20 protein-coding genes are annotated in these 19,591 nt (G+C 39.1%); 14 read left to right on the forward strand and 6 right to left on the reverse strand.

Translation table 11 applies throughout. The annotated features are described in order from the left end of the window. Window positions 1–319: 319 nt before the first annotated feature. From CYJ36_RS00700 to CYJ36_RS00725, 6 genes are all read left to right on the forward strand, one after another. Window positions 320–1,282 carry a nuclease-related domain-containing protein gene (locus CYJ36_RS00700; RefSeq protein ID WP_101563848.1) on the forward strand — a complete coding sequence of 321 codons (963 nt, stop codon included), beginning with the start codon at window positions 320–322 and terminating at the stop codon, window positions 1,280–1,282. Between the two features lie 91 nt (window positions 1,283–1,373). Continuing rightward, window positions 1,374–1,646, forward strand: a complete 273-nt coding sequence (locus CYJ36_RS00705; protein WP_142382663.1) for a hypothetical protein — start codon at window positions 1,374–1,376, stop codon at window positions 1,644–1,646. A gap of 112 nt (window positions 1,647–1,758) precedes the next feature. Beyond that, complete coding sequence (locus CYJ36_RS00710; protein WP_101563852.1) at window positions 1,759–2,973, forward strand: threonine synthase; 1,215 nt, start codon at window positions 1,759–1,761, stop codon at window positions 2,971–2,973. Window positions 2,974–3,053: 80 nt separating this feature from the next. Next, window positions 3,054–3,428, forward strand: a complete 375-nt coding sequence (locus CYJ36_RS00715; RefSeq protein WP_101563853.1) for a DUF948 domain-containing protein — start codon at window positions 3,054–3,056, stop codon at window positions 3,426–3,428. 183 nt (window positions 3,429–3,611) lie between these two features. After that, complete coding sequence (locus CYJ36_RS00720) at window positions 3,612–3,998, forward strand: VOC family protein (RefSeq protein WP_101563855.1); 387 nt, start codon at window positions 3,612–3,614, stop codon at window positions 3,996–3,998. A 92-nt stretch (window positions 3,999–4,090) separates the two neighbouring features. Continuing rightward, window positions 4,091–4,621 (forward strand): dihydrofolate reductase family protein, encoded by a 531-nt coding sequence (locus tag CYJ36_RS00725; protein ID WP_101563858.1) that lies wholly within the window; start codon window positions 4,091–4,093, stop codon window positions 4,619–4,621. Between the two features lie 31 nt (window positions 4,622–4,652). Here CYJ36_RS00725 and CYJ36_RS00730 read toward each other — a convergent pair whose 3' ends face one another. Continuing rightward, entirely contained in the window at window positions 4,653–5,846 is a 1,194-nt protein-coding gene (locus CYJ36_RS00730) for a helix-turn-helix domain-containing protein (RefSeq protein ID WP_219621051.1), read from the reverse strand. A 227-nt stretch (window positions 5,847–6,073) separates the two neighbouring features. Between CYJ36_RS00730 and CYJ36_RS00735 the strand changes: the two genes are divergently transcribed. After that, entirely contained in the window at window positions 6,074–6,439 is a 366-nt protein-coding gene (locus CYJ36_RS00735) for a hypothetical protein (protein WP_101563861.1), read from the forward strand. Further along, window positions 6,439–8,004: a sodium/solute symporter gene (locus CYJ36_RS00740; RefSeq protein ID WP_101563863.1), complete on the forward strand. Its 1,566-nt coding sequence runs from the start codon at window positions 6,439–6,441 to the stop codon at window positions 8,002–8,004. The genes CYJ36_RS00735 and CYJ36_RS00740 overlap by 1 nt, the downstream gene beginning before the upstream one ends. A 294-nt stretch (window positions 8,005–8,298) precedes the next feature. Here the strand turns inward: CYJ36_RS00740 and CYJ36_RS00745 are convergent, their stop codons facing one another. The 4 genes from CYJ36_RS00745 to CYJ36_RS00760 form a co-directional block, all read right to left on the reverse strand. Further along, a complete protein-coding gene (locus tag CYJ36_RS00745; protein WP_101563865.1) occupies window positions 8,299–9,489 on the reverse strand; it encodes a glycosyl hydrolase family 28-related protein in 1,191 nt (396 codons plus the stop codon). A gap of 166 nt (window positions 9,490–9,655) precedes the next feature. After that, window positions 9,656–11,245 carry a YndJ family protein gene (locus tag CYJ36_RS00750; protein ID WP_180849978.1) on the reverse strand — a complete coding sequence of 530 codons (1,590 nt, stop codon included), beginning with the start codon at window positions 11,243–11,245 and terminating at the stop codon, window positions 9,656–9,658. After that, a complete protein-coding gene (locus tag CYJ36_RS00755) occupies window positions 11,232–11,834 on the reverse strand; it encodes a DUF4166 domain-containing protein (RefSeq protein ID WP_257962351.1) in 603 nt (200 codons plus the stop codon). Before CYJ36_RS00755 ends, CYJ36_RS00750 begins: the two co-directional genes overlap by 14 nt. 10 nt (window positions 11,835–11,844) lie before the next feature. Further along, the gene (locus CYJ36_RS00760; protein WP_101563871.1) at window positions 11,845–12,747 is read right to left on the reverse strand and encodes a DoxX-like family protein; all 903 of its coding nucleotides are present in this window, start codon (window positions 12,745–12,747) and stop codon (window positions 11,845–11,847) included. 86 nt (window positions 12,748–12,833) lie between these two features. On the opposite strand from CYJ36_RS00760, the gene CYJ36_RS00765 reads away from it, so the two are divergent. The 6 genes from CYJ36_RS00765 (at window position 12,834) to CYJ36_RS00790 (ending at window position 17,825) form a co-directional block, all read left to right on the forward strand. Then, window positions 12,834–13,433, forward strand: a complete 600-nt coding sequence (locus tag CYJ36_RS00765) for a histidine phosphatase family protein (protein WP_101563873.1) — start codon at window positions 12,834–12,836, stop codon at window positions 13,431–13,433. A 50-nt stretch (window positions 13,434–13,483) separates the two neighbouring features. Continuing rightward, window positions 13,484–14,338: an AraC family transcriptional regulator gene (locus tag CYJ36_RS00770; RefSeq protein WP_101563874.1), complete on the forward strand. Its 855-nt coding sequence runs from the start codon at window positions 13,484–13,486 to the stop codon at window positions 14,336–14,338. Between the two features lie 118 nt (window positions 14,339–14,456). Beyond that, entirely contained in the window at window positions 14,457–15,020 is a 564-nt protein-coding gene (locus CYJ36_RS00775) for a DUF3267 domain-containing protein (protein ID WP_180849980.1), read from the forward strand. Window positions 15,021–15,026: 6 nt separating this feature from the next. Further along, window positions 15,027–15,755, forward strand: coding sequence for a DUF2161 domain-containing phosphodiesterase (locus CYJ36_RS00780; protein ID WP_101563878.1), 729 nt, complete (start codon window positions 15,027–15,029; stop codon window positions 15,753–15,755). Between the two features lie 464 nt (window positions 15,756–16,219). Next, entirely contained in the window at window positions 16,220–17,074 is an 855-nt protein-coding gene (locus tag CYJ36_RS00785; protein WP_101563880.1) for an STAS domain-containing protein, read from the forward strand. Window positions 17,075–17,207: 133 nt separating this feature from the next. Next, window positions 17,208–17,825 carry a DedA family protein gene (locus CYJ36_RS00790; protein WP_101563882.1) on the forward strand — a complete coding sequence of 206 codons (618 nt, stop codon included), beginning with the start codon at window positions 17,208–17,210 and terminating at the stop codon, window positions 17,823–17,825. Between the two features lie 435 nt (window positions 17,826–18,260). On the opposite strand, the gene CYJ36_RS00795 is transcribed toward CYJ36_RS00790, so the two are convergent. Then, window positions 18,261–19,430, reverse strand: coding sequence for an FtsW/RodA/SpoVE family cell cycle protein (locus CYJ36_RS00795; RefSeq protein WP_101563883.1), 1,170 nt, complete (start codon window positions 19,428–19,430; stop codon window positions 18,261–18,263). Between the last annotated feature and the right edge of the window lie 161 nt (window positions 19,431–19,591).

Genomic DNA, 19,591 nt, shown 5'->3' on the forward strand with positions numbered 1-19,591 from the left:
ACAAAGAAGGAGCACTCTTTTGCTAGAAAAAGAGGTATTTGTGATTGGAAGATGGCGATCAGCACTGAATAACAAATAGAAATCTGACAGAAATTGTCTGAACGGTCACAAACGAAGTTGAGCGGTCAGAAACAGGATTGAACGGTCATAAATCAGTAACGAACGGTAAGATTCCAAGTATTTGCGGTCAAAACAATTGATTTCAAAATGAAAATTTACTTTTAAACTGACAATTGAAAATTCAATTTTCACTTCTTGCAGAAAAGTACACAGATGGTTAAACTATCATCAGAAAACTATTCAGCAAGGATGTGGTTCATTGATTAAAAAGGAAAGAAAAGCCCCAATTAAACTTCTGAAACTTGAGGCTATGATAAAAAGGCTGCCACAAAGTCACAGGATGAGAGCAAGTGCTAGCGAAGAGTTAGCTAAATTAAAGGCTGGATATAAGGGTGAGCAAGCGATAGATTACTATTTAAATGATTTGCCTGTTGATCAATATATCATTCTTCATGGGTTAAGGCTTGCTCATAGTAAGACAGAATTCTTTCAAATTGACACTTTACTATTAACTCAGCGTTGTTTTTTTATTTTAGAAGTAAAAAATATTAGCGGAATACTGTATTTTGATCAGACTTTTAATCAGCTTATTCGTATTTCTGGAAAAAATGAAGAAGCTTTTCTGGATCCAATACAGCAAGTAAAAAGACAAAAATCCAAGTTGGAATTATTTCTTAAACAGTATCCATTCCCTCCTGTACCCATCCACTGTCTTGTTGTGATCAGTAATCCATCCTCGCTAATAAAAGCAAAGTTTGACTCAGTAAAAAATACTGTGATTCATGCAGGTTCGCTTCCAGAAAAATTGGAGTCATTTCAAAATAGATATCATGAAGATCTGTTAACTATTAAAGATCTTAACAAGATTTCACACCTTTTACAGAAGCAGCATACTTCCCCTAAAATAAATATACTCTCACAGTACGATATTGAAAAATCAGAGTTAATATTTGGCGTGAAATGTCCTTCGTGTAGCAGATATCCGATGAACAGAATCAATCGTTCCTGGTTTTGTCCTTATTGCAGAAAAATGTGTAAAAAAGCTCACATAGAAGCCTTTTTTGACTATGTTTACCTCTTTGGTAATACTATGAAAAATAAGGAAATGAGAGAGTTCTTATGCATTTCATCAAGGCAAACAGTAACCCGCCTCCTAACCTCCCAAACCACCCAAACCGGCAATCAAAAAAACAGAAAATACATTCTTCAGCTTCCAGATTAGTGGTATAGTTTTTAGTGAAAGGTGTGAGATTTTAGTGGGGTGTATAGGTTTTCTGTTTAGGGTCCTTTTTCTTACAGGAGCTTCAATGTTTGTGATTTTTACCGGAGCGGCGGCTGTTTTTGAATTTGTTACTCTTCCTTTTGACGGGACATTTTCTAAGTTTATAACGCTTTATTTGATTTGGCTTGTAAGCAGCTATATTGTAGGCTGGTTTATTGAGGAGAAGATGAAGAATGATGAAATGGATACGACCGGCAGTTTTGTGCTGGATGCGTTGATCTGGTTTAATGTGCTGAATTATAAGTTCATTAACCGGTTCGTGTTTAGAAGGAAAAATAGAAATAATAGGAATGCAGCCCGCTAGATTTGACCTAAAGGCATTCTTAAGCTATCGTTTTATACATAAGCTGATCGGAAAAACCGAAGGCCCTTAACATTCACTTGTTAGGGGCCTTTCCTATTTGGAGGGAATGTTCATGAACTATAGTTATCTATCACATTTGAGCTGTCCGAAATGCGAAGCTGTCTATTCTGCCGATAAGATTCAGCAGCTTTGTACATGCGGATCGCCTTTGTTGGTGAATTATCACTTGGATCAAATTAAGTCTGTTTTGACGAAAGAAGAGATAGGACAAAGAGAAAATAGTTTGTGGAAATACCATGAATTGCTTCCTGTAGTGAACCCGGAAAACATCGTATCGATGGGAGAAGGCATGACGCCGCTGCTTGAGATGACCAGAATGGGAGCAGAGATAGGCATTCCAAATCTTCTTATGAAGGATGAAGGACTTATTCCAACTGGATCGTTTAAAGCAAGAGGTGCCGCTGTCGGAATTTCAAAAGCAAAGGAACTGGGAGTGAAAACGTTCGCGATGCCGACGAATGGGAATGCGGGTGCGGCCTGGTCTTTATATGGCGCAAGAGCAGGATTGGAATCTTACATCATTATGCCTATAGATGCGCCTCTCATTACGAGAAAAGAAACAGCAATATCAGGTGCTAATTTGCATTTGATTGACGGATTGATCAGCGATGCTGGAAAAGTTGTCGCAAAGCTGGTAAGCGAACATGGTTTTTATGATGCATCTACGCTGAAAGAGCCTTATCGCATTGAAGGGAAAAAGACGATGGGGTATGAAATCGCCGAGCAATTAAATTGGGAGGTCCCTGATGTCATTTTGTACCCGACCGGCGGGGGAGTAGGCATTATCGGTATATATAAAGCTCTTCTGGAAATGCAGGAACTCGGATGGATTAAAAAGGACAAACTTCCTAGACTCGTTGCTGTGCAGGCAGTAGGGTGCGCTCCAATTGTGAAAGCCTTTGAAGAAGGTCAGAGCGAATCGGAATTCTGGGAAAACTCAAAAACAGATGCATTTGGAATAAATGTGCCAAAAGCAATTGGTGATTTTCTTGTTCTGCAAGGAATCTATGAAACGAATGGGTGTGCAATTGCCGTTACTGAAAAAGAGATCAGTGAAGAGCAGTCAAACGCTGCCAGATTGGAAGGCAGCTTCATTTGCCCAGAGGGTGCAGCGACTTTTGCAGCGGCCCGTCTTTTAAGAAAAAGAAATTGGATAAAAAAAGATGAAAAAGTGGTATGTCTGAATACAGGGCAGGGAATAAAATATCCCGAAACCGTCAGTGCAGAAGCACCGCTGCTTCATAAAGGTGAAATACTTCACCTCTAAGCTTCTACTCCATCAGGCCGGGTCATATAATCTAGCAATGTACAGCCTGTCTCGTACATAATCGGCCGTGGAGGTGCTTTATGTTAATTGAACTTAGTGCTGTCGGAGCTGCATTAGCCTTTATTTGTCTTGTCGGGTATTTGATCCAGACGCTTCGAAGAGGAATGGTTACACTTGAAGAAACGAATGAAACGCTTGCAGAGGTGAGAAAGGCTGTGCATGATTTGTCAGGTGAAGCTGAAGAGCTTATTCACTCTGCGAATCAAATAACAGTAGATGTAAAAAGCAAGATCAAAACAGTCGAGCCGCTGCTTGATTCAGCTCAAGATATGGGTGAGGTCATACATAGTGTGACAAATTCGGTTAAACAGGCAGCAACCGGGTATGGCTATGCACTTCCGCCGGTGAAAAATAACCCTGTCCCGAACCGTGAAGTGAAAATAAAGCTGAAATAAGATTTCCCACTTAATGGGAATTTTTAAAAAGGTAAATAATTTTGGGTTATGCCACAACTTCTAGAGTTGTGGTATTTTTGATTTTTGATCAACATTAGGAAAAAATGAACGGAAGCTCTAAAAGTACGATCTAATGTGCTAAAATATTACAAATGGCAAAGGTTTATAGAGGGAGGTTGTCTAATGAAACCAAAAGTTAATATCATTACCCTTGCAGTTGATGATTTACAAAGGTCGTTAGTTTTTTACAGGGATGGATTAGGTTTAAGTGATATTACGGACGGTGGAGACCATGTTCTTTTTAATTTGCAAGGAGATTTATCATTAGTGCTCCTTCTCCGTACTGAGTTTGATAAGGTAGCTAATCAATCGAACACAACACAAAGGTTTTCGGAAATTAGTTTAAGTCATAACGCTGATAGTAAAGAAGAAGTAGACACTATTTTAAAAAGCGCTAAAGCAGCTGGCGGGACACTGACTTCAGGCGCAAAGGAGTATGAATGGGGGTACTCAGGTCACTTTAAAGACCCAGATGGGCATCTTTGGGAAATCGTGTATTTTTGTGTATAAAAAGTCTTTTGGCTTTAGTAATGTCTTTCATATTTCTTCCCGAACAATCGTAATGATCTGTTACTTAATAATTGTTATTAAGGAGAATAAAAATGAATCGTTCAAGAAAAATTGTTTTATTTATTGCCATCAGCATAGACGGATACATTGCCCGTCCAGACGGTGACATCAGCTGGCTCGATGATGTTCAGGGTGAAGGTGATAATGGTTACAGCGAGTTTATTCAATCTGTCGATACGGTCGTGATGGGTAAAAAAACGTATGATGATGTTCTGAAATTAACAAATAATCAGTACCCATATGAAGGGAAGACAAGCTATATTTTTACAAGAAAGGAAACAAGCACTAACTTAAATCTTGTTTTTACAAATGAAAACCCCGCAGCTTTTGCTGAAAAATTAAAATCAGAAGAAGGATCAGACATCTGGCTTGTTGGAGGGGCAGATCTTCTGGACAGCTTTATGAAAGAAAAATTGGTCGATGAGTACATCATCACGACTGCCCCGATTATTTTAGGTGACGGCATCCCGCTGTTTAAGGCTAATAATCCTGAGATCAAGCTCAATCAGAAGAGCACCAGACAATATGGGGAGTTTGTACAGTATCATTATGTGCACGCCTGAAAAAACGCATGGATTTCCATGCGTTTTTGTTTTAAACAAACAGAATTTCATCCGTCATACGATATTCGCTGGGGGTTATGCTCACGTATTTTTTAAAAGTGGAACTGAAATAGTTTGGTGTATTAAATCCAAGTTCATCTGCAATTTGCTCGATTGTTTTATCTGTATGCCTAAGCATCCAAACGGCGCGCTGCAGCCGGACAAAGGTTACGTATTCAACAAAACTCCGGCCGGTTTCTTTTTTGAAAAGCTTGCAGAAGTAGGGAACACTTATATTGATTTGGTCTGCAACGGTTTTGGCGGTCAAATCATTCTGATAATGATTGGTTATGTATTTGGTGCATATGTTCATTTGCTGATTGACTGTAATTTCTTCAAAATACCGAAGGGAAAGTCTATTATAGTGCGGCGTTCGTCTTGCTTTGCGTGCTTCCCGGTAAGAATAGGAAAGCAGCAGAGGTTCTCTGTAAATGGATCCGACGCCTATGTATAGATGAATGTCATGTTCATTTTTCAGAATATCTATACATTCAAGCAATTTAGCTTCGCCAGTCTGCCAATTCTTGATGGAAGAATATCCTTGCGGGACCTGGATGAGCATGATTAAGTGCTTTTTGTATGCAAGAAAGGAGGGCTGCTGTTCAATTTCTGAAAAGAGCTGTTTAAAGATCGTCTGAATTAAAAGAGGCGCAAATTCTGATTTTTCCCTGCTTTGATTATGAATAAATCCTTGAATAAAACAAACGGCATTTGGGACTGAATAATCAGGCAGATAGGGACGTGCCTCAAAAAGCTCTTCTTCTGACTTCACTTCGGCACGAAGCAGTCTTCTTAGGAATGCTTCTTGAAAAGGCAAGAGACCAGCACTCGAATTCCGAACTAGTTCAAACTGTTCTACCATCTTCCCATAGTTCGGAATGATTACGCTTTCATTTTGAGGCGATTGCAGCACTTTTTTTAGGTTCTTAATAAATGTATGTTTTTTAACTGGTTTCACGAGCATTGATTGAAGCTTCAATTCAATCGCGATTGGGGATGTTTTAAGCATAGCCGGATCCAGCAGCGGGAAAATGACGCAGTCTTTGTGCTGTTTTTGAAGACGGTGTATTTTCATCCAATCAAACAGCTTCGAAATCTCAACAACCGCAATATCAAGCGAGCTGTTGGTTTTACCTTCATCGAGTTGCAAGGAGTCATCTAATTCTTCGTGTAACCATGTCATCATTTTTTCTTTTTCAGATTGCTCTTGAACCATGAGTTTAATGTTATACACGTCCGATTCCTCGCTCCTTTGCCAGTATGTCTCTAGCACTAGTATACATGAAACGGAGAATATATTAAATATTTATACATTTCTGATAATTTATTGTAAGGTATGTGGTTTCCTTCTATTGTAAAATACAATCAAGCATAGCATTGCCGTGCTAAAGCAGAACAAAGGGGGAATGAATTTTGGCCGCTGAGTTTAAGGAATATGATTATGTAGAGGCAGGAACGGTTGATGTCCGTGAGCTTGAGCCGCTTGATGCAGAGACAACTCATTTGATGAAAAGTGAATTTAGTACTGGGTCGAAGCTTACACTCTTTTATTTTGCATTTATTTTTTCAATGCCGATCTTAAATTGGTTCGCACCTGGGTTTATGTTTTCAAATTTCTATGGCGGAATGACATACGCATGGTTTTTTACAGGTATTATTGCAATGGGAATGGCCTTTATAATTGCTTATATTCATACTGCGTTATATGAGAAGAGATTGAAAAAGAACATGAATACGGACAGCTCCAATCGTCCTTCAGCTGGAAGGAGTGTAAACTAATGGCTGCTTTGCTTGAACCGAAGATGCTGCTGACGATATTATTGATGGGAACGATTGTGTATATTACTTATTTAACAAAACGGAATGCAACAGCTTCTGATTTTTTCGTAGGGGGCCGGAGCTTTGGCTGGTTTACCAATGGATCTGCCATCGGAGGAGATTACTTAAGTGCAGCAACATTTTTAGGGATTGCAGGTTTAACATTCCAGCTGGGCTATGATGGTGCTTATTATGCATTTTGCTTCTCAATTGGATTAACGCTGCTTGCAATCTTTGTGGCAGGACCGCTGCGCCGTTTTGGTGCCTACACAGTTGCAGACTTTCTAGGGTATCGTTTTCACAGTAAACGGGCAAGACTTGCTGCAGTTGCCGTCGTGCTTGCTATATCAGGATTTTATGCTGCACCGCAATTATTAGGAGCGGCGCAAATTTTAAGCATGTTCTTTGGGACTAGCTATGAATTTGGAATCATTTTTACATGCAGTGTCATGATTTTCTACGTCGGGATCGGCGGAATGAAAGGAACAACTCTGAATCAGGCGCTTGAACTGTGGATTCGACTTGGCGCATTTATTTTAATGGTAGTTGCTGCTGTTTACGGCGGATTGTACTATGAAAGAATACTAGCTTCAATCAGTGAATTTACCGGATCCATTGCAGGCACGTCTACTTTTGCCCTTGACGGAAAAGACGTCGTGCATGACGGTCAAACCTGGATTGGCACAGGAAACTACTTCCCGTCCTTCTGGCAGACAGTTTCTATGACAATTGGACTTGCGCTAGGTACAATTGGTCTTCCTCATATCTTATTGCGCTTTTACACCAATCCAAGTGCAAAGGCCGCACGTAAATCAGCCCTTATGGCGATCTTAATTGCAAGCGTTTTCTTTTTCTTCGCTGTCTATCTTGGAGCTGTTGGAAGATCGATTTTCTTAAGCGGTTCAGCTGATCCACAAGTAATGAAAGATCTTGTCGCTGGAGGAAATAACATGGTGATTCCTTCAACAGCTCAGGCTCTAGGCGGAGAATGGCTGCTTGGACTCGTTATTGCGGGTGCGTTTGCAGCCGTTTTCTCTAACCTTTCTGGCTTATTCATCGCAAGCTCAGGTGCATTGGCCCATGATTTATATGCTACTTTTTTAAGAAAAAACATAACAGAAAAAGAGCGTGTTATTGCAGGGAAGGTCTCAATTCTTATCTTAGGTGTTTTGTACGGAATGCTTGGACTGCTTGTAAAAGAAGCTTCAATCGGCCACCTTGTCGCACTTGCCTTTACAGTTGCAGCAAGTACATTTACACCAATCTTTATCCTTGGAATCTGGTGGAGAGGCATGACAGAAAAAGGAGCGATTGCAGGACTTGTCCTAGGCCTGCTTTCATCCATGTACATGATTTTCTTACCAACAACACTGCCTGAATTCCTTCAGTTCAGAATACCAGGACTTATTACTGTACCAATTGGATTTTTGTCGGTTTACATCGTATCAAAACTGGACCGTAAAGTACCGGCAGATGTAAATGATTTCATGAGAAAAGTCCATTCGAAGGAATCTGAAATTGCTTAATTTTGAATGAAGAGAAGGCCAGATTTGGTCTTCTTTTATAGTGGAATTTTAAGAGATATCTTTAACTTAAGCGCTCAATATAAGTTTTACCCCTTATTTATGACCGTCTGGCTGTTTTTTAGCCAGCGCGATGAATGACTGCATCCCGGGGAAAAGGCAGTGGACGTAATATTGAATGAATAAGCAGAGAATCGCATGAGTCAATTCTGATGCAGGCAATTACCAATTAAAAGAGTAAGTGGAATGGATTCCATATACGGCCCATTCCACTTAAGCAATTCTAAAGATTTTCGATTAATCCTCTGTCACATTCACTTGTTTATTATTTAATACGTTTAAATCTGAAACGGGACTGTTTGAAAAGACACCATAACGCCCGTTTACGAAAACATTGTCAAAAATATTCAGGTCACGTGCCGCATGCTCTGCATTTGCAGAAGTGATCGCAATGATGGAAGAGTCCTTATAGTTCCCGCCATTTTTCAGATAATTGTCCGCTATTTTTATATGACTGGCACTTGCTACATCAATAATTCTTCCATAGTTCCCTATACCGTTGATTGTGTTGTCTTCAATGACTGTATGGTCGGCATAAACTGAAATGGCAGACCACATATCATGTGTTTTCTTTTCGGAATACGTTTGATAAAAGTTGTTATCGTCAAAATTATTGTAGATTGTATTTCCTTTAATAAGGGCACCCGGTGATTGAATTTTAATGGCTCTTTTATAAATATAGGCAAATGAGTTATCGATAATTTCCAGATTCACGTTCTCGTCAAACCCTTGGACAACAATGCCGTCACCATCATCTTTTGGTCCTATTTTCGAAAATTCCGTATTGCTGATTGTAATATTTTTGCTTACGCTTTGATTATTGTAGGAAGGACTTATTAATATTCCCCTTGCCACATAATGGTCCCAGCCTTTTATCGGATTTCGCGACATGACATCGTGAATCTGATTATTATCAATGTTTATTTCGCTTGAGCCGCCTTTAATTCTAATTCCCGTAACAGTCAGACGGGAGAGATCAGGATCCTTGGGCTGTGTGAAATGCTGAATCGTATTATTAGAAATGTCCACATTGTGTGAGCCTTCCTCGATGGTCATGCCTCGCAGGGCTGTTTTATTTCCATTCATTATAAGGTTTTGAATGGATATGTTTTCGCCTTTAATTTCCATCATCGTTGCAAGATCAGAGGAAGCTTTTATCTCAGCATTTTTTCCAAATAAGGTTGTATGACCCCGAATTGGCAATTCGCCTGTTATTTTATACTCTCCTTCCGGAAAATAGATACGGCGATATTTACCATCATTCAATGCGCTTTTTATTGCTGCCGTATCGTCTGCTGCGCCGTCGCCAACTGCGCCGTAATCTTTCACATTTATTGTTGCCAGAGATTTAAGATAGGTACAATATGTGAAAATAATAGCCATTCCTAAGAAAATAGAGACTATTATTTTTTTAGAAGATGTCTTCATTAAAAGCCTCCAATTTATTTTAGAATTCCCTCACCAATATACCCGATAAACATGGTAGGAAAACAGGGTCGAATGGCATAAGGGACAATGGAGGATAGTTGAGAAAATAAAAAACACTCTGGTCCTGGGCATGAAAATAGTCTATAAAAAAATCATTGTACTGTATTTATCTTTTACAAATAGTATAATCAATCGTCAAAAAAGGAACCGAAAAGATCCACATTTTGTGCTTTGCTTTAAGCTCTCCATCTTTTATTTGCTCCACATGAAATACTTCTTCAATCGGGAGTTTGAACACCGCTTTTTTAAACGCTAAATAAACACCTGAATCTGATTCTGGTTTTTCTTTTCTGCTTGAGAGCTGCAGGGTTTGACCAAGCTGTTTGAGTTCTAAAATCCCAACCATAGCTGCAGAGGGGAGAGGCAGAGAGATATTCATATACCATTTTCCTTCAGACTGGTGTTTGGAATAAAGTGCGACAAATGCAGGATCACCATTCACTTTCCGCACCCATGCGCGCACTCGGTCTCTCCCATCAAGTTCTGCTTTGATAGGAACAATATCTCCTGTCATTTCAATCTGCCTGCTTGAAAGCGGCAAGTTGATTTGTTTGACATAACGGCTTATAACCCGATATGCAGCTGCAAATGGTTTGAACCAAGAGTGCCAATTAATTTCTGCAAATAAACGATATTGGTTTGTATTTTCATAAAAATCGACTATGGCAGGCGCCAACAATTTCGAAGTCACATCAGGTTCATATATGCCAATATCATCTATAAGCCCTGAAAATTGCCGGCCATTATTGTCCGTTATGTCATCAAGGATTTTTTCTCCAATCACTTTTTTACCTCTTATCTTGCTGATTGGAATTCTTCTGCTGTATTGTGATGAAGGGGTGAAAATCGACCAGCCAATTACACCAAATAAGGCAAACAGACCACAATTCAAAATGCCATGAAATTTAAGCATAAAATCGATGGAAATGGTGAAAAGTCCCCAAACATTACCAAGTGCGTAGGCAAAAGAAAAAAGGATAGTAATGCCAAGTGCGGAGAATGAAATCCGGATCAGCCATTTTGCCTCATGAATAGGTGCTTTAAACGAAAGATATATCAAACTATAGATGCCGAAGATATAAAAAATGACAGAAAGTAGTTCAAGCCAATTTGAAAAGGAGATTCCTAGTGCAACGATGATGGGAGAGATTAGCAGAATGTTGCATGAAATCCTGTAAAACTGAGTTTTATAGATTCTCCCCAGAAATCCTGTGAAAATCGGCAGCAAAAAGGAGGCATAGTGAAAATGAATACCTGTAAGCCAGCGAATGATTGGAGAAAATCCTGTTTCAATATCAGCAATATGGGCAAAAAACCATGCTCCGCCAATCATTAAATAGAAAAGACCCATATCAATTGCAAACTCTTCTAACTTTATGAAGCCCCTGTTTATAAAACGTGTAAACCCGTAAGCAGCAACTGATATGGTAAAGATTAAATAGAGAGCTGCCAAGAAGATATCTCCCGGGGTCTCGTTTGTTATTTGTAATACCGCTACAGATAAATAGGCAGGAATCGATAGATAAGGATAAATGGCATGAAACCAATCTCCTCTTCTCATTACGAGCTGCAGAACGAGGGGGACATAGACCAGCTGCGCTGCTGTAAGCAATAAATAATACCAGGGGCCCGCATGAAAGATGGCCGTGAAGATAAATATTAGAATATGAATCATGGCTATACTACGCAATCTCATCAGGTGTAAACTCTCCTTCATATGAAAAGACATTTCCGATTATTGGATTATATACGTCTACTTTAATTTGAAAGACATCTCTTTTTTCATTGTACGATTCTCTTACTGTGGCTAAGCCTTGAAGCCATTTTGGCATTGGGATTTCTAGCTTTCCAACTAAGAGCCGCTGTTTCTTGGATGTGATAATTAACTGACCTTGATCACCTGCGGTAAAGGAAAGGTCAGAGTAAAACAGCTTTGGTTCACCGAGGTAATCCTTAATCATCCCTTCTTTAGAATCCATACTCATTAAGGCGTTGAAATATCTTTTCTTGTTATTAAAATGAAAGACCCGCTCCCAATGAACCTGCTCTTCGCCATTTACACCTGTGCGCAGAGTATTATGGATTGAAAATGGTATGTTTTCTCCATGTTCAGGAAAAAGAAGTTTAAAACGGACGCCTGCTAAAAAGAATGGATAGAGCCACTTTGGTCCGCCATTAATGGTTTTCATCACTCCTGAAGCTTTAAAGGGAAATTCGTATCGCTTTTGAAGCATAGGATGAAGCAAGATAAACTGCTCTCCCAAAACAATTCTATAAATAGACATCGAAATCTCCTTATCTCTTTCTTTTACAGCTTTTCGCAGTCGGCAGATCCCTGCTTACTATATATCCAATGATTGAAAGGATGAATAAAGCTGCATTATAGGTTAATGGACTGAATGGATGAATCAGATTCGAAGGTTCTGCCAAAATTGCTGAAAACGTAAGCGGCGGAAATACCATGATTTGCAGGCCGAATAACCTTACTTTATTAAATGGCAGGAGCCAGAGCAGTCCGAACAGGATTTCAGCAATCCCTGTGATCGCAACGAGTGCAGAAGCCTGATTCATAGTCAATGACAGCAGGGATTTTGTCATAGATACTTCCTCCGGATGCATAAACAGTATTTTCGGGACTGCGCCATGATAGGTCCAAATAAAGAAGAAGAGGAAGGAAATGAGCCATGTACTAAAAAAACGTATGTATTGAAAGGCAGGCGCTTCCTCTTTTTCAAGCCATCTTTTAAGCACATCAAAGCTTAGTGCTGTTGCCCATCCAATTAACGGACGAAATAACACTGTGTCAAAAAAAACTCCTGCTTTCCCAAAATTCACTTTATAATCGTATTGCGTAAGAAAGGTGATCTCGTTTCGTTCAGGCTTATATTTCCAATAGCCCTTTCCTTCTTTAATGATGGACATTTTTTGATCTGTTCCGAAGTGTAAGGATGATGTTCTCGAGCCGTCATCAGAGTGAAAAGCCCCAATACTTTTGCCCCAGCCTTGAACGTTAAGACCGAATCCAATATTCGTTTTATATAAAAAATGCTGTGGCTCGTTTTCTATTTTGGGAAGGTATGTAATCGATGAGAAACGGAGATCCCATTGTGAGTGTAATGCTGGAATTTGAGTGGCATCCCATAATTTATCCATGTCGGAATGGATTGATAGTTCCACATAAATTGGCTTATTTTTCATCGTATTCACCTCTCTTTTAGAGTATCATAATCTTAGATGGAAGAATTAGAGATTTATTGATTTTACTAGAAAGGATTGAAGCAAACATGACAAAACTGGGGATCGTCCGTCATGGTCGGACAGCATGGAATTTAGAGAGAAGAGCACAGGGAAGCTCAGATATTCCTCTTGATGAGTTAGGGATCGCAGAAGCAGAAAAGCTTGCAGAACGGCTTGGGGCAGAAGATTGGGACATGATATACGCCAGTCCATTGCTTAGAGCAAGACAAACTGCAGAATACATAGCAGCCAGATTAGGAAATCTTCCGATTCAATTTGATTCCAGAATCCGTGAAGTTTCCGGAGGGCAAATTGAAGGAACAACAGAAGCGGAAAGAATTGAGAAGTGGGGAGAACAATGGAGGGAGTTAGATCTTGGAATGGAGAAGGCAAATCTTGTGATCGAAAGAGGAATGTCTTTTTTCGAGGAAATCACAAGCAAACATCCGGGCAAAAACATCTTGATCGTCAGTCATGGTTCGTTTATCAAACATTGCCTGAAAAAATTGGTGCCCAAGCTGGAAATGGAAGAAGGACTGAAGAATACCTCCATTTCAACAATCGTCAAGGTCGAAAGTGTATGGAATTGTGATGTGTATAATTGTACAAGACATTTGGCAGAGCAGTCACAACAAAGCACAAAATGACAGGAGTTAATGGAATTCCATTGGTATGATGTAATCAAGGAGTGAGCAAAATGGCTTGGGTAGAATCAATACAGAAGGCGATCGATTTCATGGAAGAACATTTGCTGACAGACATCTCAATCAAACAGATTGCAAGAGAAGCGAACGCTTCAGCCTTTCATTTTCAGCGAACGTTCACCATCTTGACTGATATCTCAATTGGCGAATATCTTCGGAGACGACGTTTAACATTAGCGGCACAGGACCTTGCCAGTAACAGCTGCAAAGTGATTGACCTCGCTTATAAGTATGGTTACGACACTCCCGAATCGTTCACGAAAGCATTTCGCAGACAGCATGGAATATCACCGAGTGAAGTGAGAAAAAACACCGGTAAATTGAAATTCTATAGCCGCCTGATTATCCAGGTGAGTCTGAAAGGAGCAGAGCCAATGAAATACAATGTAATTGAAAGAAATGGGTTTGACGTCGTTGGAATTAAGCGTGAGTTTTCATGTGCAAATGAAGAGAATCTTATTGGGATTCCAAAGCTTTGGAATGAAGTGAACAGCGACGGCACGAACGATTTGCTCATGAAACTGAACAATGGAGAGATTAAAGGCGTTGTAGGTGTTTGTGTGGCAGACACGAATCAAATGATGGATTATTGGGTGGCGGCCGAGTATTCCGGAGAAACACCTGAAGGCTTATCGAAACTCACGATTCCAGCCTCTAAATGGGTTGTTTTTGAAGTGAATGGACCAATGCCGGACGCCATGCAGAATGCATGGAAGCAAATCTTTTCAGAATGGTTTCCGACAAGCGGCTACGAGCATGCTGGCACACCTGACTTAGAAGTGTATACAAATGAAGATCCGTACGGACCAGATTATTACTCGGAAATTTGGATTCCGGTAAAATCTTAAATCGGAAGCGGCACCCCTGAAATTGTATGGGGTGCTGTTTTAATTCACACGCAATAATTGGGCTTTTATGGTAAAATAGCTGTAGAAATACGGCTATATGAGTGCAGAGGAGCAGACGATGAATCTTGAAAGGTATCATAAAGAAGAGAAAATATTTACAATGGAAGAAATACAAAAGCCGATTTTGATTTTGACTTTAATCAGCACAATTATATTGGGTGCTGGTTATAGACTAATATGGGGGAATTCTGTATGGAATACCTGGGAGCCGTACGCATTGGTCATTATATTATATTTGGCTCTAATCCCAATCCATGAACTTATCCACGGCGGTTCATTTAAAATTTTCGGGAGGACATCCTGGTCAAATATCTCTTACGGAATCGATTGGAAAAATCTGATGCCGTATGCACATTGTAAAATTCCCATTTCAGCAGGTGCTTATAAAATAGCAGTCCTTCTGCCAATGATTATAACCGGTATTCTTCCTTTGGCCGCTGGTTTCATCATGGGGAATGGTTTTTTGACAGTTTTGGGAATCCTTTTGACCCAAGCCGGTTTTGGTGATGTTTTTATCTATTGGCATATTCGAAAATACGATAAACAGACTGTGATTAAAGACCATCCAGAGCAAATAGGCTGTGAGGTTTATAATATGAAAAAGGCAGAAAAGATAGGCTGATAGAGGATGAAAAATAATAATTTGTTCGAAAAGGATCTATATAAACCAATTCAAAAATATTTTATTAAGCATGGATATGAAGTTTATGGCGAGGTTAAAGACTGCGATCTTGCTGCAGTAAAAGAGAATGAACTGATTTTAGTCGAACTGAAGCTGAGGTTAAATGTTGAACTGCTCATACAGGCCGCGAAGAGACAGCGCTTCACGGATCAGGTTTATATCGCGATTCCAAAGCCATCTTACAGTTTGCGTTCAAAGAAATGGAAGGATCTTTGTTATTTGGTGAGGCGCCTGGAACTCGGGCTGATCGTGGTATCTTTTCGGCAAGGCAAAGGATATGCCGAAATCAAGATGGAGCCTGATTCCTTTGACCGGGTAAAAAGCATGAAGCTGAGTCAAAGAAAAAGAGCTCAGATCTTGGCAGAAATAGAAGGCAGAAGCGGTGATCATAATGTAGGCGGAGTGAATAAAACGAAAATCATGACAGCCTATAAGGAACGATGTATTCATATTGCCTGCTGTCTTGAACACAGCGGTCCGCAAAGTCCTAAGAATCTCCGCGAAATGGGAACCGGAGACAAGACGTTATCCATTCTTAATAAAAATTACTATGGCTGGTTTGACCGGGTGAAGAGAGGGACTTACGCATTAAGTGAGGCTGGGAAAAAGGATTTGATGGTCCACGAAGAATTAAGAGCCTATTTTTATTCCAGCTTGGAACCGTTAAACCGATAAAACCGATATTTAGACTGATAAAAGATGGATTTAAACTGATAAATGCCCGGATTACACGGATAAAAGTCTAAATTAGACTGATAAAGAAGAACGGTACAGATAAATTCAAACTTTAAGCCGGTAAAAAGAATTGTATTTTTTTCGATTATATATAGTAAACTTATCCTGGACTTTTGACTTAAAAAAAAAGAAGATTTTCCTTACATTTTTGAAAGTTTTTATAAGACCGATAAATCCTTATCAGTTAAAGGAACAGGGCTCGGTTTATCCAGTGCAGATTACTGCACCAGGGGAGAATAGTCGTATATTCAAAAGCGGGTAGATTTGCTGTTGTTATTCCGAATAAAATCTGAAATGTTTGAGATAGTGGAAAATTTTTTTCATTAGAATTAAGATAAAGGGTTTGAGATTCTGAACGCATAGTACTATCCTTATAAATAGAACCTTTTATTGAAAGGAGAACCATGCAGACAAAAAACAACTTAAATAAAACCCTTACGAAAATAAATAGATTGATTAAAGATCAAAAAGATAAGCTTCAATATGCAATTAAACAAGAAAAAAGCATTAAATATCCTAATATGATTGAGCCAAATCATACAGAGCTTGCAGCTTGGAGAGAAAAACTGATCAATATATACGCGGAGGCCATTCTGCTTGATAAACAGGAGTCGGTTGTCCTCTTGAATAATTGGGGAAGAGAAACAGCTGATTTGCTCGTCGCGATTCAAATTCCGTTAGATCTTGCAATAAAGGAAATCAGATTTTATCGGGATCAGATCGGCAGCATCATAAAGGAAGCAGCGAAAAGCGACAACCTGTCATTAGATGGATTTTACGAACTGCTATCATCATTAGATCATGCAGTTGATCACGCGATTCATCTCGTCAGCGTTTTCTATATGAAAAATTATTCAACAAATATACAATCTGCGAAAGATGCTCTGGATGAATTATCTGTTCCGATTGTGAATGTATCTGAAAAAATCGGTGTACTTCCATTAATTGGCGACCTTGATACACAGCGTGCTCAGATATTGATGGATGTTGCCTTAACACAAAGTGCTGAAAGCGGGTATGAGTATTTAATTATTGATTTATCAGGTGTACCTGTAATCGACACGATGGTTGCAAATCAAATTTTTAAAGTTCTAGATGCACTGAAAATGCTCGGCGTAGAAACAAAACTGAGCGGCATCCGTCCGGAAATTGCCCAAACAATGATTAGTTTAGGATTAGATTTTAAAGATACGAAGTCATTTTCAAGCCTTCACCTGGCATTGAAGTCTATTGGATTTGAACAAAAAGAAATCTTATAAAATAATGCGGCATCTGAATAATTGGAGCCGGCGTTCTTCTATATTAGAAATGTAACAATCATTTCTGTTTTTTAAAAATACAATATTCAAGTTCTGTTTTTTATTAAAGCATGGCCATGAAGGAGTGGGGCACTTGGAGAACTGGATTACTGATTTTATGGAACAATACGGCTACTTTGGGATCTTTCTAATGATCGCATTAGAAAATATTTTCCCTCCTATTCCGTCAGAGGTTGTGTTGCCTTTCGGAGGGTTCATGACGACCACTTCAAATATGAATGTCATTGGTGTTATTTTAGCAGCTACAGCCGGATCAGTTGTGGGCGCGATTATTTTATATTGGATAGGCCTGCAGCTTGATGTTGAACGGCTAGAAAAGATCATTGATAAGTGGGGTCATATTCTTCGAGTGAAAAAAAAAGACATTCACCGTGCAGATGCCTGGTTTGATAGGTATGGCGTTTGGACTGTGTTTTTCTGCAGAATGGTTCCCTTGCTTCGCAGTTTAATTTCGATTCCGGCTGGGATGTCCAATATGAATTTCATGAAGTTTTTGCTATTTACTACTTTTGGTACATTAATATGGAACATAGCGCTTGTCATGCTTGGCGCATCCCTTGGAGAAGCATGGCCAAAGATAAATGACTATGTCGGAGTATACTCAACTATTATTTATGTTGTTCTTGGTATAGCTGCAGCAGGAGTAATTATTTGGTTTATTAGAAGAAGACAGCTGAACAATACAAAATAAAACGCAGGCTGTGTCTGCTTTGCAAAAAATGAAGTAAGATTGGTCCAAATCACTTATGATTTGGGCTTTTTATATTTTCATCTTAATTGTAGGCTGTTTTCGCATTGATTGTTTTTTGGTTATTACTTTGTACCCGTGGATTTCCGCTGCAGGCACTTGCTTTCCGCGGGGAGGGATGGGAGCCTCTATTTCCCGCAGGAGTCAAGTGCCTTTCGCTAATCCACTAAAGGTTTTATCCATTTTTTTTTAATGCTAAATTTTTCCCCTGATGAAAACGTTAAAAGCAGTGAGATTTCTTTGCGAAATCCACTGCTTTTATATTTGTTTTTATATATGATTTTTCCTATGCGGGTACCTCAAAAGAGAACAGTTTAATATGCTGTTTAGTCCTCTTTTTTCTATTTCTCTTTCGTATGCTTTTTCTGTTTGGTAAATTCATGCTGCTTTTTGAACATTATAAGTCTCTTTAAATGTGTTCATCATTGATATATTTACGAGTACGCCAGCCGAGATAAACAGCAAAATCAATGAGGATCCTCCATAGCTGACAAACGGAAGCGTAACACCTGTAATCGGGAGAAGTCCAGCTACGGCACCTAGGTTAACAAGAGCCTGAATGCCAATCATCGAAGATATGCCAATTGCAAGAAGAGAGCCAAATGGATCCTGGCAGTTTTTACTGATTGCAAACCCTTTTAATACAATAAAACCAAGCAGTACGATGACAAAAAGGACACCGAATATGCCCAATTCTTCAGAGATGACAGCCATGATAAAATCGGTATGGCTTTCTGGCAAATAACCAAATTTCTGAACGCTGTTGCCGAGTCCAAGGCCAGTTATACCGCCGCCGCTTATTGCATAATAAGAACTGACAAGCTGATACCCTGAATCCGCAATGTTTTCAAATGGATCTAAAAATCCGGTAAATCTGGAGATTCTTTCAGAAGAAAATACGTCCGCTAATTTATTGGTGAGAAATAACAGGATTAATCCAAACATCGCAGCCAATGAAGTAAATACTGCTAGTTTTATACAGCTTTTTAAAGGGATGCCTGAACATAAAATGACAATGGCTGCATTTAATAAGATAATTAATGCCGTACCAAAATCAGGCTGCAGCAGGATTAAAATGAAAATAATGACAACAAAAATAACAGGAGGCAGAATAGCATGACTGAAATGATCCATATAATTCTGCTTTTTCGCGAGTAAAGCAGCTAGATAAATAATGACAGAAATCTTCGCAAATTCAGCAGGCTGAATCGCTGCTCCCCCTAATTTTACCCAGCTTTGCGCATTTCCGGCTGTATGGCCAAATACAATAACAAATAGTAATGATCCAATGGATACGTAAAATAAAAGCTTTATGAACTTTTTTTGAAAAAATATTTTATATGGAAAAAAGGAGACCAAAACAAACATGATGAATCCTAATAGTAAAGAAATACTTTGTTTTTTGAAAAAATAGCTGCTTGTGACATCATATCTTAAGATAGATGTAATCATACTAGAGCTGTAAACCATAATGAGCCCGAATGTACTTAATAAAAAAATCGCCAGTATTAAAGAATAGTCGTAGGACTTAAGTATTTTGATGAACATGCTGTGACTCCCCGTCATGAAGTTGTTTGCAACATAGCATATGTACCCAGTTTGCTTACTTCTGTAACATTTTTCGTTCAGATATTAATATTGAATAATAGTAAATTAGAATATGAATAGAGGACTATAGTTGTAAACAATGTATCCTATTTAATTATCGG

The sequence above is a fragment of the Bacillus sp. UMB0893 genome, assembly GCF_002858905.1.
In the GTDB taxonomy this organism is placed as follows: domain Bacteria; phylum Bacillota; class Bacilli; order Bacillales; family Bacillaceae; genus Bacillus_P.

Coding starts and splice junctions, on each gene's coding strand:
- CYJ36_RS00710 (WP_101563852.1), top strand. CDS start 1,759: ATGAACTATAGTTATCTATCACATTTGAGCTGTCCGAAATGCGAAGCT.
- CYJ36_RS00715 (WP_101563853.1), top strand. CDS start 3,054: ATGTTAATTGAACTTAGTGCTGTCGGAGCTGCATTAGCCTTTATTTGT.
- CYJ36_RS00720 (WP_101563855.1), top strand. CDS start 3,612: ATGAAACCAAAAGTTAATATCATTACCCTTGCAGTTGATGATTTACAA.
- CYJ36_RS00725 (WP_101563858.1), top strand. CDS start 4,091: ATGAATCGTTCAAGAAAAATTGTTTTATTTATTGCCATCAGCATAGAC.
- CYJ36_RS00730 (WP_219621051.1), bottom strand. CDS start 5,846: ATGATGACATGGTTACACGAAGAATTAGATGACTCCTTGCAACTCGAT.
- CYJ36_RS00740 (WP_101563863.1), top strand. CDS start 6,439: ATGGCTGCTTTGCTTGAACCGAAGATGCTGCTGACGATATTATTGATG.
- CYJ36_RS00745 (WP_101563865.1), bottom strand. CDS start 9,489: ATGAAGACATCTTCTAAAAAAATAATAGTCTCTATTTTCTTAGGAATG.
- CYJ36_RS00750 (WP_180849978.1), bottom strand. CDS start 11,245: ATGAGATTGCGTAGTATAGCCATGATTCATATTCTAATATTTATCTTC.
- CYJ36_RS00755 (WP_257962351.1), bottom strand. CDS start 11,834: ATGTCTATTTATAGAATTGTTTTGGGAGAGCAGTTTATCTTGCTTCAT.
- CYJ36_RS00760 (WP_101563871.1), bottom strand. CDS start 12,747: ATGAAAAATAAGCCAATTTATGTGGAACTATCAATCCATTCCGACATG.
- CYJ36_RS00765 (WP_101563873.1), top strand. CDS start 12,834: ATGACAAAACTGGGGATCGTCCGTCATGGTCGGACAGCATGGAATTTA.
- CYJ36_RS00770 (WP_101563874.1), top strand. CDS start 13,484: ATGGCTTGGGTAGAATCAATACAGAAGGCGATCGATTTCATGGAAGAA.
- CYJ36_RS00775 (WP_180849980.1), top strand. CDS start 14,457: ATGAATCTTGAAAGGTATCATAAAGAAGAGAAAATATTTACAATGGAA.
- CYJ36_RS00780 (WP_101563878.1), top strand. CDS start 15,027: ATGAAAAATAATAATTTGTTCGAAAAGGATCTATATAAACCAATTCAA.
- CYJ36_RS00785 (WP_101563880.1), top strand. CDS start 16,220: ATGCAGACAAAAAACAACTTAAATAAAACCCTTACGAAAATAAATAGA.
- CYJ36_RS00795 (WP_101563883.1), bottom strand. CDS start 19,430: ATGTTCATCAAAATACTTAAGTCCTACGACTATTCTTTAATACTGGCG.